Genomic DNA, 13,297 nt, shown 5'->3' on the forward strand with positions numbered 1-13,297 from the left:
CGATCAGCTGAGGATGAACTGCTTCGTGTCGGCCGACGGGATGCCCGCCACCGAGACGGTCAGGTGGTACGAGGCGCCGGCGGCCGGCACGGCCGGGCGGGCCGACGACATGCAGGTGTCCTTCGCGGAGCGCGTGCGGTCCCAGGAGAACGGCGTCGACGAGACGGCGACTCCGGGCTCGAGCACGGCCTCGGTGTCGGTCGGGTCGGTCTGGCAGTCGGTCGAGACCCAGTAGGTCTCCGAGCCGCTGGTGATCGTGTAGACCTGCTGCGAGGTGCCGGCGTTGAGCTTGCAGGCCTCGGCCCCGGTGTTGGTGATCGTGAACGAGAGCTTCGGCATGACCCCCGCGGCGTAGGTGTCGGCGTCGGTGACCGGGGTGATCGAGATGTTGCCGGCGGCACAGGCGGCGACCTCGCCGGGCGGGGTCTGGGAGGAGGTGTCGACCGTGCCGGGCGCGGCCGACGGATCGGCGGCGCCTGCGGACCCGGCCGCATCCGAACCCCCCGCGGCCCCCGCGGCACCGTCACCGGTCGCGGCGGCCGACTCCGAGGGAGCGGCCGCCGGGACCTCGCCCTGGGCACCCGACCCGGGCCTGACGATGATGAGCACGACGATCGCGATGATCGCGACGAGCACGCCGAGGACGATGAGCCTGCGGCGCAGATACACCTTCTTCGGCTGCGGCCCGACGGGATGCCTGATGGTCGACATGGTCACAGGGTAGCGACCACCGGCGCGGATCAGCCGCCGTCGCCGCCGTGAGTCGCGAGCCCGGGTGTCGCCGACCCGAACGCCTCGAGTTCGCTGTCGTCCAGCAGCCTCGAGCGGATCAGGAACCGCTTGCCCTCGGGCGCCTCGATCGAGAACCCGCTGCCCCGGCCGTCGACCAGGTCGATGGTGAGGAAGGTGTGCTTCCAGTACTCGAACTGCGAACGCGACATGTACACCTCGACCGGGTCGATGCCCTCGACGTCCAGCGCGCCGAGGAGCACGTCCGAGCCGCCGATGCGGAACATCCCGACCGGGTAGCACATCGGCGACGAGCCGTCGCAGCAGCCGCCGGACTGGTGGAACATCAGGGGCCCGTTGGTGGCGGCGAGGTGGCGCAGCATGTCGGCTGCGGCCTCCGTCACCGCCACCCGCGGGAGGACGGCCTCGGGCATCAGAAGAAGCCCATCGGCCCGTCGGCGTAGGAGACGAGGAGGTTCTTCGTCTGCTGGTAGTGGTCGAGCATCATCCGGTGGTTCTCGCGCCCGATGCCGGACTGCTTGTAGCCGCCGAAAGCCGCGTGCGCCGGGTACTGGTGGTAGGTGTTCGACCACACCCGGCCGGCCTGGATGGCCCGGCCCGCCCGGTACAGCTGCGACCCGCTCCGCGACCAGACGCCGGCGCCGAGACCGTAGAGGGTGTCGTTCGCGATCGAGATGGCGTCGTCGTAGTCGTCGAAGCTCGTCAGCGCGAGCACCGGCCCGAAGATCTCCTCCTGGAAGATGCGCATGTCGTTGCGGCCCTCGAACACGGTGGGCTGCACGTAGAAGCCGCCCGAGAGCTCGCCGCCGAGGTCGGCCCGCTCGCCGCCGGTCAGCAGCTTCGCGCCCTCCTGTTTCCCGATGTCCATGTAGCTCAGGATTTTCTCGAGCTGGTCGTTGCTCGCCTGCGCGCCGATCATGGTCGAGACGTCGAGCGGATTGCCCTGCTTCACCTTCGCGACCCGGTCGAGACCGTCGGCGACGAAGCCGTCGTAGATCGACCGCTGCACCAGCGCCCGCGAGGGGCAGGTGCAGACCTCGCCCTGGTTGAGGGCGAAGAAGGTGAAGCCCTCCAGCGCCTTGTCGTAGAACGAGTCGCGCTCGTCGGCGACGTCGGCGAAGAACACGTTCGGACTCTTGCCGCCGAGCTCCAGGGTCACCGGGATCAGGTTCTCGCTGGCGTACTGCATGATCAGGCGGCCCGTCGTGGTCTCGCCGGTGAACGCGATCTTGCGGATGTTCGGGTGGCTCGCGAGCGGAGCGCCCGCCTCGATGCCGAAGCCGTTGACGATGTTGAGCACACCGGCCGGCAGCAGGTCCTCGATCAGCTCCAGCAGCACGTGGATGGAGGCCGGCGTCTGCTCCGCGGGCTTCAGCACCACGCAGTTGCCGGCGGCGAGCGCCGGTGCGAGCTTCCAGACCGCCATGAGGATGGGGAAGTTCCACGGGATGATCTGCCCCACGACGCCCAGCGGTTCGTGGAAGTGGTAGGCCACGGTGTCGTGGTCCAGCTCCGAGATCCCGCCCTCCTGGGCCCGGATGCAGCCGGCGAAGTAGCGGAAGTGATCGATCGCGAGCGGGATGTCGGCGGCGAGCGTCTCCCGCACCGGCTTGCCGTTCTCCCAGGTCTCGGCCACGGCGAGCAGCTCGAGGTTCTGCTCCATGCGGTCGGCGATCTTGTTGAGGATGACGGCACGCTCGGCGACGCTGGTCCTGCCCCAGTCGTCGAACGCCTTCCAGCCGGCCTCGACGGCCAGGTCGATGTCGGCGGCGGTGCCGCGGGCGACCTCGGTGAAGACTTTCCCGGTGATCGGGGTGGGGTTCTGGAAGTACTGGCCGTTCGCCGGCGGCACGTACCGGCCGCCGATGTAGTTGTCGTAGCGCGGTTTGAACGTGAGGACCGAACCCTCGGTTCCGGGGTTCGCGTACACGGTGGAGGCCGGAGCCGCCGGCTGGGCGGTCTCGGTCTCGGTCTCGGGACGATCGATGATGGTCATGAGTGCTCCTTCTCGACGACGGTGTCGGTGACAGGTGTCCGTGGCAGCGAGGCTACGTCGGCGGAGGTTGCAGACGGTTGCGCGGGAATGCCGCGCGGCGCGCGGCGCTTGAAGGGCACATGGATCCCACGGTGGTGACGGATGCGCAGACGGGCGCGGGCACGGGCACGGATCGGGCCTCGGTCGTGACGACGGATGCGGGCACCGCGGCCGCGGATGCGGGCACGTCGACCGCGGATCCGATCGGTGACCTGCTCGGCCGACTGCGCTGGAGCGTGACGTCGACCGAGGAGGCGACCCGAGCGCTCGGCGACCGCATCCGCTTCGCCGGCGACGAGGTGACCTTCCACCAGATCGTGAGCGGCTCCGCCCGCATCCACCGGGTCGGCGAGGCGGCAGATGTGTCGGAAGGCGACTTCGTGCTGCTGCCCCGGGGCGGCTCGCACACCGTGACCGCGCGGGAACCGCTCGAGCTGTTCAGCGGCACCCTCCGCGCCGAGCCCGGCCCCACCGCCCTGACCGGCCGGCTGCCCGGCCTGCTCGTCGCCTGCCGCTTCGTCGTGCGCGAACCGCTGGTCGGCGCCCTGCTGGCCGGGATGCGCGAGGAGCGTCGAGCGGGCCTCGCCGGTCGCGCGGGTTCGGGCCCGGTCGTCTCGGCGCTCGGCAACGCGGTCGCCGCGGCCGCGCTCCGCACCTGGATCGAGCACGGCGGCGGGGACGGATCGTCGTGGCTCGTCGTGCTGCGCGACGAGAACATCGCGCGGGCGGTCGACGCCATCCACGCCGAGCCGGGCCGGCGCTGGACCGTGGCGGGCCTCGCGCGGGTGGCGCGGTCGTCGCGGTCGAGCTTCGCCGAGCAGTTCAAGGCGGCGGTGGGCCTGCCCCCGCTGACCTACCTCGCCCGGGTGCGGATGGAGCGGGCGATGGAGCTGCTCGGCCGCGACGGCGCCACCGTGGGCCAGACCGCCGCCGCTCTGGGCTACTGCTCGGACGTGGGGTTCAGCCGGGCCTTCCGCCGCTTCACCGGGTCGTCGCCGACCGCCTGGCGGCAGGTCGCGGCCGGGGGCGCCGGGGCAGGCACCGGCGTGACCCCCGGCCCGGCCCTGCGCGGCAGTACCGGCATCAGCAATGGCGCCCGCGCCGGCATCAGCACCGGCGCCCGCTCCGGCACCCTCAGCGGCGCCGGAGCACGCTGAGCAGGATCCCGCCTGCGAGTGCCGCGACCCCGCCTCCGGCCAGCGCCGCGCCGACCCCGACCCCGTCGGTGAGCACCCCGCCGATCACGGCGCCCGCCGCGATCGCGACCTGGAACGCCGCCACCTGCAGCCCGCCGACGCTCTCGAGGCGATCGGGTTCGGCTCGCGCCATCCAGGTCATCAGCGTGGTCGGGATGGCCCCGAACGCCAGCCCCCAGAGCGCGACGGCCACGATCGCTCCGGCCGCCGAGGCGCCCGCGACCACGAAGACCAGCATCGCCGCTCCGAGGGCGACCGGGAAGATCAGCACCGAGACGCCGATCCGCCGGTCGGCGAGCGGCCCGGCCACGACGTTGCCCGCGAACGCGGCGATCCCGTAGACCAGCAGCAGCGCCGCGATCCCGCTCGGGTCGAACCCGCCGATGCCCTCGGCGGCGGGCCGGATGTAGGTGAAGCCGGTGAAGTGGCCGCCGGCGATCAGGGCGGTGGCGACGAGCCCGAGGATGATGAGCGGTGAGCGGAGCGTGGCGGCGAGCGGCCGGAACCCGGGCGCCCCCGTCGGCGCGACCGACGGCAGCAGCAGGGCCTGGGTCACCAGAGCCGCGAGCCCCACCACGGCGGCGAGGGCGAACACCCAGCGCCAGCCCCAGAGCTCACCGAGCCAGGTGCCGAGCGGGATCGCGGCGACCGTGGCGAGCGAGACGCCGGTGTTCACGACCGTCATCGCGCGTCCGAGCCGTGCGGGTGAGACGAGCTGGGCCGTCATCGACACCGCCAGCGCCCAGAAGCCGCCGATCGAGATGCCGAGCAGCACGCGACCGGCCAGGAGCACGCCGAGGCCTGGCGCGAGGGCGACCAAGAGGTCGGAGAGGATCGCCAGGCCGGTCAGGCCGAGCATCACCCGGCGCCGGTCGAGCCGCGGCAGCAGCACGGGTACCGTGAGCCCGGCCACGGCGGCGACGATCGCGGTGACGCTGACCGACTGCCCGGCCAGACCCTCCGAGACCGCGAGGTCGCCGGCGATCCGGGAGAGCAGGCTCGCGGGCAGGAACTCGCCCATCACCAGGGCGAACACGCCCAGGCCGAGCGAGACGACCCCGGCCCAGGAGGCCCCGGCCGGCGCCGGCGCGGAGCCGGAGGCGGACCTCGAGCTGGAGCCGGAGCCGGAGCCCGAGCTGGAGCCGGAGGAAGATCCGGGACCCGATCCCGACGGGATCGAGGCGGTCGACGACGGCGATCCGGATGCCACGGGGGCGTCGACGGGGATCGCGCGGAGGGAACTGGTGTCGGTCATACGGGGGTCAACGCCGGCGCGGCCCCCTCGATCAGACCGATCGTCGCCCGGGGTGGACCGATCGTCCGGCGAGCGGCCCGGGTTCGCGCCGCTCGAGCTGCTCCAGCTGCAGCACCACCCCGGCCCGCCGCGGTGAGCGCGGCGGGAGCAGCCGGAGCGCCGCCGTCCACACCTCGGCGTCGAGCCGCCCGTCGTCGGTCGCGGCGTAGTCGAGCAGCACGTCGACCGAGGCGTCGGTCAGCATCGCCTCGCGCAGCCGGCCGCGCAGCACGGAGCGGATCTCCTCGATCCCCGGCGCATCCGACCCCGGCAGCAGCGGCCCCGGGGAGGCCGCGAGGGCCACCCGGTGCGCGCCGCGGTCCAGCAGCGAGAGCACGTGGTGCGCGTCGAGCTCGACCGGGCTGGTCAGCCGGTAGGGGCGCGACTCGAGGCCGAGGCCGGTGGGTTCGAGGATGCGGCGCAGTCGCACGATCTCCGCCCGGAGCGTGACCGCGACCCGGTCGTCGCCGTAGACGAGCTGGGCCAGCCTCGCGGCCGAGAGCCCCTCGCGATGCCAAGCGAGCAGGGTCACGATCTCGGAGTGCCGGGTGCTCAGCTCGACGCCCCCGCCTATGTCACCGGTGTCGCGACCGAGCACGTGCATCCGGATCGGGACCCCGCGCCTGGCCGCGACGAGGGTGCCTGGGCCACGGCCCGCCCGGGCGGTCGGGTCCGAATCGGGCCCGGCCTCCGACCCGGTACCCGCCGCCGCATCCCTGGCCGTCGGGGCCGGTGGGGTCGATGGGGCCGCCGAGGTCGCCGTGGCCGAACGCCCCGCGAAGCCGGTCACGCGCAACCCCGCCCGTTCGGCAGCGGCGGCCTCGACGCTCCCGCGGTCCTGACCCGCGCGCAGCCGCTGCACCATGAGGTCGGCCTCGGCGGCCGCCGCGGTCGCCTCGATCAGCGGCAGCGTGTGCGGGTCGACCGCGCGGGCGTCGCCGGTGATGTCGATCACCCCGAGGATGCGGCGGGTCTCCGGATCGTGCACCGGCACCGCGGTGCAGCTCCAGCCGTGCACCAGGCGGTTGAAGTGCTCGGCGTCGTGGATCTGGATGCCGTGGTCGAGCTCGAGCGCGGTCCCCGGTGCCGAGGTGCCCACCTCGCGTTCGGACCAGCCCGCTCCCTCGACGAAGCGCATCCGCTCGGCCAGGCGCTTGGACTCGGGATCGCCCTCGACCCAGAGCAGCCGCCCCATCTCGTCGCCGACCGCGACGAGCAGCCCCGAGCCCTCGGCGTCGCGCACCAGGAGCCGCCGGATCACCGGGAGCACGGCGGAGAGCGGATGCGCAAGCCGGTACTCCGCCAGCAGGTCCTCCGCGACCTCGAGGTGCGGGAGCAGGTGCTCCGGGTCGAGCGCGCGGCGACGGGACCGTTCCCACGACTGGGCGACGACCGGGCGCGGGCGTCTCGGCCTCGGGATGCCCGGGAGTGCGAGCCAGGGACTGCCCATCCGTTGCCGCCAATCGCCGTCGATCGAACCGTGGCGGCCGGCTGCCGGAGAGGGGCGCGGGCCGCGCGTCCAGTATCGCTCGCGCGACGGCGAGACTCCAGTGCGAGTGGCTGCCCCGGTGAGGCCCGGTGCGGCTCAGTCCTCCGTGGCCGGGCGCGGCTCCTCGACCGGTGCGGTGGGCGGCAGGTCGGAGGAGAACGACGACTCGGCGGCGCTCAAGGCGGCCAGCCGGGTGGCGACGTCGGTCGCGGTGGCGGCCGCGGCGGCCACGTCCTCACCCGCGGCGGCCGCGCGTCCGGCGGCGAACCCGACGAGGTAGGCGGTGAGCCCGGCGGCGGGCGGGCGGAGCGACGTCGCGGTCGCGGTCGCAGCGGCCAGGAGCGCGCCGGCGTCGACCTGGTAGCCCTCCAGCCGCAGTTCGGCGGCGACCCGGGCCGACCAGGCGACGAGGTCGCCGTTGAGGTCCTGGTCCGTGAGTCCGACGATCGAGTCCTCGTTCACGTGTCCGCTCCTCTCGTAATCCTCCCGAGCCTAGGACGTTCCCGACGCGAAAGACGTTCCGGACGCGAAAGGGGGCCGCCACCGGCACTCGGCCTGGGCGGCCCCTTCGGGGGACTATCGGGGATCCTGCGCGGACCCTGTCGGAGGTCAGTCCTCCGAGACGGTGATTGTGACCTCGATGTTGCCGCGGGTCGCGTTGGAGTACGGGCAGACCTGGTGGGCGGCGTCGGCGAGCGCCTGGGCCACGTCGTGCTCGAGCCCGGGGAGGACGACCTCGAGCAGCACGGCGAGCTGGAAGCCGCCCTCGCCGTTCGAGGAGATCTCCACCCGGCCGCCGACCGAGGAGTCGGAGATCGCGACCTTCTGCTGGCGGGCGACGGCCTGCAGCGCGGAGTGGAAGCAGGCGGAGTAGCCGGCGGCGAAGAGCTGCTCGGGGTTCGAGCCGTTGCCCGAGCCGCCCATCGACTGCGGGATGGCGAGGTCGAGGTCGACCCGGCCGTCCGAGCTGCGCACGTGTCCGTTGCGGCCGTCGCCGGTGGAGAGGGCTTCGGCGGTGTAGAGAGCGGTCATGATGATGCCTTTCGATGGAGCGGACGGGATGTCGGGTCGGAGAAGGAGGTGGGGCGCGTCAGGCGCGTGTGGCAGCGGTGAGTCCGCGCATCCCCTCGGCGATGCCGTGGAGGCTGGCGACCAGGGCGCGCAGCTCGTCGAGGGAGCCCAGGCCGTAGGCCGGGGTGAGGCAGCTGACCGCCTCGGCGAGCTCGGCCCGCACGGTGCGGCCCTGCTCGGTGAGGATAACGGAGACGACCCGCTCGTCGTCGCGGGAACGGGTGCGGGTGAGCAGGCCGCGCTCCTCGAGCCGGCGCAGCATCGGCGACAGGGTCCCGGAGTCCAGACCCAACCGCGAGCCCAGGTCGCCGACCGTGAGGCCGGTGCGGTCGGCGGCGAGCTCGACCAGGGCGATGTACTGCGTGTACGTGAGGTTCCAGGGGGCGAGGGCGGCGCGATGGGCCTGCGCGACCGCGTTCGACGCGGAGTACAGGGCGAAGCACGCCATGTCGTCCAGCGGCGAGGGCGGGGAGGTCGTCTCGGGTGCCATGAACCCCACTGTACCAAATTCAATTGCGCACAACCAATTCCGCCCGGCGACGTCTCAGCGACCTCGGAGCCGCCCATTCCCTCGAAGCGGCTCAGCCCCGCGGAGCCCGCGGGTCGTGCAGCTCGTACTCCGACACGGTCGCGCAGTCGGGGCCGAAGGTGAAGTCGCCGAGCACCCGCTCACCGCGGAGCACGGCGGGCAGCCAGTACTTCGCGTCATCCCACATCCGGTCCAGCGGCAGGGCGTCGACGGGGTACCAGCCGGGCGAGACCTCGTCCGACTCCTGGGGCTCCGCGAGGCCGGCGGGGCCGACGAAGACCGTCGAGTCCTGGCTCCAGTTCTCCCGGAACGGGAACGCGAACTTCACCAGCCCGCGCTCCTGGAGGTCGCCGGGGGCCACGACGAGACCGGACTCCTCCTCGATCTCCCGCACGATCGCCTCCAGCGCCGACTCGCCCGGTTCGATCTTGCCGCCGAGGCCCACGATGTTGCCCGAGCCGAGGCCCGTCTTCTTGCGCCCCAGCAGCACCTCGCGACCGTCGGCGCCGTCGCGCAGGAGGAAGACGACGCAGACCTGGTACGGCGAGACGGGAGACACCCGAGGATGATAGCCCGCCCATGTGTTCGGGATGTTTCGGGCGTAATCTCGAAGCATGAGCACTTTCATCGATCCGCCCACTCCCGAGTCCTTCGAGCACAACGGCCAGCACCCCGAGGTCGACGACGAGAAGGGCGAGGAGCAGGACTCGTTCGACAAGCAGGTCGAGGACGAGTTCGAGACGCTCGTCGGCAAGGCCGAGCCCACCGACGGCCCGGCTCCCGCGGGTTGACCCACGACTGATCAGACGCCCTCTTCCGCCGAGCGTCTCACCGCGCTCCGGGATGCGGCGCTCGCCGAGATCGCCGGCCTCGACGCCGACATGCGCGCGCTCCGCATCACCCGCGAGTCCTCCTCGGACGACGACGAGCACGACCCGGAGGGCCCGACGCTCTCGAGCGAGTGGTCACGCATCCGGGGTCTGATGCTGGCCGCCGAGGTGCGGCGCGACGAGGCGGATGCCGCACTCGAGCGCGTCGCCGAGGGGCGCTACGGCACCTGCCTGACCTGCGGGCGGCCGATCGCGCCCGGGCGGCTCGAGGCCCGGCCCACGGCGGCGCTCTGCGTCGACTGCGCGGCCTGAGCGGCGCCACCCACGGATTGCCCCGAGGCTACCGCTCGCCCGAAGACGCGTCCGTGCGGCGCGTACCGTCGTCGTCGCCGCCGAGCTCCCAGGGCAGCGGGCCCTCCAGCTCGACCGGCTCGTCCGGCGGGGTGTCGAAGCCGCCGGGGCGCTGCACGCGGCCGAAGAAGCCCATCTGGTTCGACTTCGGCAGCGATGACTCCGCCACCGCCTCCTCGGCCGCGGTCTCGCCTGCACGGCGCCGGCCGAAGTAGCGGTCGCGCAGCCGCTCGTTGAAGGTCTTGCGGTCGGACCCGTCGTCGTTCACCCGCGTCTCGTCGTTCATCCGCATCTCCTCGCTCATCGCAGGTGCTTCAGCATGCGGGTGTTGCCGAGCGTGTTCGGCTTCACGCGCGCCAGGTCGAGGAACTCGGCGACACCCTCGTCGGGCGAGCGCACCAGCTCGGCGTAGACCTCGGGCTCGACCAGTGCGAGCGGCGAGGCCGTGTAGCCGTTGCGCTCGAAGAACGGCACCTCGAAGGTGAGGCAGAACAGGCGCGAGAGCCCGAGCTCGAGCGCCTCCGCCTCCAGGGCGGTGAGGAGCGCGCGGCCGATCCCCCGGCCCAGCCACTCGTCGTGGACCGCGAGGGTGCGCACCTCGCCGAGGTCTTCCCAGAACACGTGCAGGGCGCCGCAGCCGACCGGCACGCCGTCGGCGGTCTCCGCGATGCGGAACTCCTGCACGGCCTCGTAGAAGACCACCGCATCCTTGCCGAGCAGGATGCGTCGCTGCACCAGCGGCTCGACGAGCGCCTGGATCCACGGGACATCGCTGGTGCGCGCCCGCCGCACGGTGACGGGCGTCTCGCTCGAACTCATCCCTCCAGCGTACCCGCCCCGAAACGCCGAGCCCCGCCCCGGGACGCCGCCTCCCCGGCCCTGAAATGCCGCCTTCCCGCCCGAAACGCCGACGACCCGTCAGTTGTCGTCGCCATCCCGGAGGAATAGCGACGACGACTGACGGGTCGCGGACAGGTGGTGCGGTGGTTAGTCGAGGTCTCCCAGGGCCGCCGCGGCCGCAGCCGCCGAGGCCTGCTGCTCGTCGCCGCCGGCGCCGATCGCGCCGACCGCCACGGGCTCGCGCGAGGTCTGCACGAAGGTGAACTTGCCGTCTTCGAAGTCGACGTGCACGTGGTCACCGGCGTTCAGCTCACCCTGCAGGATGCGCTCGGACAGCTGGTCCTCCACCTCGTGCTGCATCGCGCGACGCAGCGGACGCGCACCGAGCGAGGGGTCGAAGCCGACCTCGATCAGGCGCTCCTTGGCGGCGAGCGTGAGCTCGATCGTCATGTCGCGGTCGAGCAGGCGGTCGCGCAGGCGCTTGATGAACAGATCGACGATTTGCAGCAGCTCGACCTTGTTCAGCTGCGGGAAGACGATCGTGTCGTCGACGCGGTTGAGGAACTCGGGCTTGAAGTTCTTCTTCAGCTCCTCCGACACCTTCGCCTTCATGCGGTCGTACGAGGTCGACTCGTTGCCGGAGACCTGGAAGCCGATGGGGCTTCCCGTGATGTCCTTGGTTCCGAGGTTCGTCGTCATGATGATGACCGTGTTCTTGAAGTCGACGACGCGACCCTGACCATCCGTCAGACGTCCCTCCTCCAGCACCTGGAGCAGCGAGTTGAAGATGTCCGGGTGGGCCTTCTCGATCTCGTCGAACAGCACCACGGAGAACGGCTTGCGGCGCACCTTCTCGGTGAGCTGGCCGCCCTCTTCGAAACCGACGAACCCGGGAGGGGCACCGAACAGTCGCGAGACCGTGTGCTTCTCGCCGTACTCCGACATGTCGAGCGAGATCAGCGCGTTCTCGTCGTCGAACAGGAACTCGGCGAGCGCCTTGGCGAGCTCGGTCTTACCGACACCCGTGGGGCCGGCGAAGATGAACGAGCCCGAGGGGCGCTTCGGGTCCTTGAGTCCGGCGCGGGTGCGGCGGATCGTGCGGGACAGCGCGGCGATGGCCTCGTTCTGGCCGATGACCCGCTGGTGCAGGGCCTTCTCCATGAACACGAGGCGAGCGGACTCCTCCTCGGTGAGCTTGAACACCGGGATGCCCGTGGCCTGGGCCAGCACCTCGGCGATCAGGCCCTCGTCGACGATGCCGGAGGTCTGGATGTCTCCCGACTTCCACTGCTTCTCCAGACGCAGACGCTCGCCGAGGAGGTTCTTCTCCTCGTCGCGGAGCGAGGCGGCCTTCTCGAAGTCCTGATCCTCGATCGCGGCCTCCTTCTGGCCGCGGACGGCGGCGATGCGCTCGTCGAACTCGCGCAGCTCCGGCGGGGCCGAGAGGATCGACAGGCGAAGGCGCGCGCCGGCCTCGTCGATCAGGTCGATCGCCTTGTCCGGGAGGAAGCGGTCCTGCACGTAGCGGTCGGCGAGGTTCGCGGCGGCGACGATCGCGCCGTCGGTGATCGACACCTTGTGGAACGCCTCGTACTTGTCGCGCAGCCCCTTCAGGATGTTGATCGCGTGGGGCAGCGACGGCTCGGCGACCTGGATCGGCTGGAACCGGCGCTCGAGCGCCGCATCCTTCTCGAAGTGCTTGCGGTACTCGTCGAGCGTGGTGGCGCCGATGGTCTGGAGCTCGCCACGGGCCAGCAGGGGCTTGAGGATCGACGCGGCGTCGATCGCGCCCTCGGCCGCACCGGCGCCGACGAGCGTGTGGATCTCGTCGATGAAGGTGATGATGTCGCCGCGGGTGCGGATCTCCTTGGTGACCTTCTTCAGGCGCTCCTCGAAGTCGCCGCGGTAGCGGGAACCGGCGATGAGCGAGCCGAGGTCGAGCGTGTAGAGCTGCTTGTCCTTCAGGGTCTCGGGCACGTCGCCGCGCACGATCGCCTGGGCCAGGCCCTCGACGACCGCCGTCTTGCCGACGCCGGGCTCACCGATCAGCACGGGGTTGTTCTTGGAGCGGCGGGAGAGGATCTGCATGACCCGCTCGATCTCCTTCTCGCGCCCGATCACCGGGTCGAGCTTGTTGTCGCGCGCGGCCTGCGTGAGGTTGCGGCCGAACTGGTCGAGGATCTGCGAGCCCTTGTCGGGGGCCTGGTCGTTGCCGCCGACCGCGACCTGCTCCTTGCCCTGGTAGCCGGAGAGCAGCTGGATGACCTGCTGCCGAACGCGGTTCAGGTCGGCGCCCAGCTTGACGAGCACCTGGGCGGCGACGCCCTCGCCCTCGCGGATCAGGCCGAGCAGGATGTGCTCGGTGCCGATGTAGTTGTGGCCGAGCTGCAGCGCTTCGCGCAGCGAGAGCTCGAGGACCTTCTTCGCGCGGGGCGTGAAGGGGATGTGCCCGGTGGGCTGCTGCTGTCCCTGACCGATGATGTCCTGCACCTGCTCGCGCACGGCGTCGAGCGAGATGTTCAGCGACTCGAGCGCCTTGGCGGCGACTCCCTCGCCCTCATGGATCAGGCCGAGCAGGATGTGCTCGGTACCGATGTAGTTGTGGTTGAGCATCTTGGCTTCTTCTTGCGCCAAGACGACGACACGACGGGCTCGGTCGGTGAATCTCTCAAACATGTCTGTCTCCTTGGTCGCCAGGGCCGGTGGATGGCGACCGATAGGAAGAGACTAACCAGGCGGAGGGGCCCGGACAGCCCCTGTTCGCCCTGGGCGTGACTACCGGTTTCCGGGCTTTCGTGCCGCAACGGGTTGACTCCTCGCCCCAGGTGGAGGATGTTCGACTCGAGCGAAAGCCGGTGAGGCCCGGTCTCCCCACGGGACCGGGCCTCTGCCGTCCCCGGCGACCGGCGGTG

Annotated in this window: 15 protein-coding genes; 3 read left to right on the top strand and 12 right to left on the bottom strand. The window is 71.6% G+C overall.

What is annotated here, in order from left to right:
- Nucleotides 1–3: 3 nt before the first annotated feature.
- From AC59HU_RS14285 to exaC, 3 genes are read right to left on the bottom strand one after another with little or no spacing between them, the layout of a single operon-like run.
- Nucleotides 4–711, bottom strand: coding sequence for a hypothetical protein (locus AC59HU_RS14285; protein ID WP_497224087.1), 708 nt, complete (start codon nt 709–711; stop codon nt 4–6).
- A gap of 29 nt (nt 712–740) precedes the next feature.
- A complete protein-coding gene (locus AC59HU_RS14290) occupies nt 741–1,163 on the bottom strand; it encodes a DUF779 domain-containing protein (RefSeq protein ID WP_497224088.1) in 423 nt (140 codons plus the stop codon).
- Nucleotides 1,163–2,746: an acetaldehyde dehydrogenase ExaC gene (exaC, locus tag AC59HU_RS14295; RefSeq protein WP_497224089.1), complete on the bottom strand. Its 1,584-nt coding sequence runs from the start codon at nt 2,744–2,746 to the stop codon at nt 1,163–1,165. Before exaC ends, AC59HU_RS14290 begins: the two co-directional genes overlap by 1 nt.
- A 119-nt stretch (nt 2,747–2,865) precedes the next feature.
- On the opposite strand from exaC, the gene AC59HU_RS14300 reads away from it, so the two are divergent.
- Nucleotides 2,866–3,942 carry an AraC family transcriptional regulator gene (locus AC59HU_RS14300; RefSeq protein ID WP_497224090.1) on the top strand — a complete coding sequence of 359 codons (1,077 nt, stop codon included), beginning with the start codon at nt 2,866–2,868 and terminating at the stop codon, nt 3,940–3,942.
- Here AC59HU_RS14300 and AC59HU_RS14305 read toward each other — a convergent pair.
- From AC59HU_RS14305 to AC59HU_RS14330, 6 genes are all read right to left on the bottom strand, one after another.
- Nucleotides 3,920–5,236: an MFS transporter gene (locus tag AC59HU_RS14305; RefSeq protein ID WP_497224091.1), complete on the bottom strand. Its 1,317-nt coding sequence runs from the start codon at nt 5,234–5,236 to the stop codon at nt 3,920–3,922. The two genes, AC59HU_RS14300 and AC59HU_RS14305, sit on opposite strands and share 23 nt — an antisense overlap.
- Nucleotides 5,237–5,267: 31 nt before the next feature.
- A complete protein-coding gene (locus AC59HU_RS14310) occupies nt 5,268–6,725 on the bottom strand; it encodes a GAF domain-containing protein (protein WP_497224092.1) in 1,458 nt (485 codons plus the stop codon).
- A gap of 135 nt (nt 6,726–6,860) precedes the next feature.
- Nucleotides 6,861–7,226 carry a DUF6457 domain-containing protein gene (locus AC59HU_RS14315; protein WP_497224093.1) on the bottom strand — a complete coding sequence of 122 codons (366 nt, stop codon included), beginning with the start codon at nt 7,224–7,226 and terminating at the stop codon, nt 6,861–6,863.
- Between the two features lie 147 nt (nt 7,227–7,373).
- Nucleotides 7,374–7,796 carry an organic hydroperoxide resistance protein gene (locus AC59HU_RS14320; protein WP_497224094.1) on the bottom strand — a complete coding sequence of 141 codons (423 nt, stop codon included), beginning with the start codon at nt 7,794–7,796 and terminating at the stop codon, nt 7,374–7,376.
- Nucleotides 7,797–7,854: 58 nt separating this feature from the next.
- Complete coding sequence (locus tag AC59HU_RS14325; protein WP_497224095.1) at nt 7,855–8,325, bottom strand: MarR family winged helix-turn-helix transcriptional regulator; 471 nt, start codon at nt 8,323–8,325, stop codon at nt 7,855–7,857.
- A gap of 91 nt (nt 8,326–8,416) precedes the next feature.
- Nucleotides 8,417–8,923 (bottom strand): 8-oxo-dGTP diphosphatase, encoded by a 507-nt coding sequence (locus tag AC59HU_RS14330; protein ID WP_497224096.1) that lies wholly within the window; start codon nt 8,921–8,923, stop codon nt 8,417–8,419.
- A 55-nt stretch (nt 8,924–8,978) separates the two neighbouring features.
- On the opposite strand from AC59HU_RS14330, the gene AC59HU_RS14335 reads away from it, so the two are divergent.
- The gene (locus tag AC59HU_RS14335) at nt 8,979–9,155 is read left to right on the top strand and encodes a hypothetical protein (protein ID WP_497224097.1); all 177 of its coding nucleotides are present in this window, start codon (nt 8,979–8,981) and stop codon (nt 9,153–9,155) included.
- 90 nt (nt 9,156–9,245) lie between these two features.
- Nucleotides 9,246–9,506 carry a TraR/DksA family transcriptional regulator gene (locus AC59HU_RS14340; protein ID WP_497224098.1) on the top strand — a complete coding sequence of 87 codons (261 nt, stop codon included), beginning with the start codon at nt 9,246–9,248 and terminating at the stop codon, nt 9,504–9,506.
- A gap of 28 nt (nt 9,507–9,534) precedes the next feature.
- Here AC59HU_RS14340 and AC59HU_RS14345 read toward each other — a convergent pair whose 3' ends face one another.
- The 3 genes from AC59HU_RS14345 to AC59HU_RS14355 all read right to left on the bottom strand — a co-directional run bounded on the left by AC59HU_RS14345 (nt 9,535) and on the right by AC59HU_RS14355 (nt 13,061).
- Nucleotides 9,535–9,831, bottom strand: coding sequence for a hypothetical protein (locus tag AC59HU_RS14345; RefSeq protein ID WP_497224099.1), 297 nt, complete (start codon nt 9,829–9,831; stop codon nt 9,535–9,537).
- Between the two features lie 14 nt (nt 9,832–9,845).
- Complete coding sequence (locus AC59HU_RS14350; RefSeq protein ID WP_497224100.1) at nt 9,846–10,364, bottom strand: amino-acid N-acetyltransferase; 519 nt, start codon at nt 10,362–10,364, stop codon at nt 9,846–9,848.
- Nucleotides 10,365–10,532: 168 nt separating this feature from the next.
- Nucleotides 10,533–13,061, bottom strand: a complete 2,529-nt coding sequence (locus AC59HU_RS14355; RefSeq protein ID WP_066041319.1) for an ATP-dependent Clp protease ATP-binding subunit — start codon at nt 13,059–13,061, stop codon at nt 10,533–10,535.
- Between the last annotated feature and the right edge of the window lie 236 nt (nt 13,062–13,297).

This window comes from Herbiconiux sp. 320_LB, assembly GCF_059691755.1.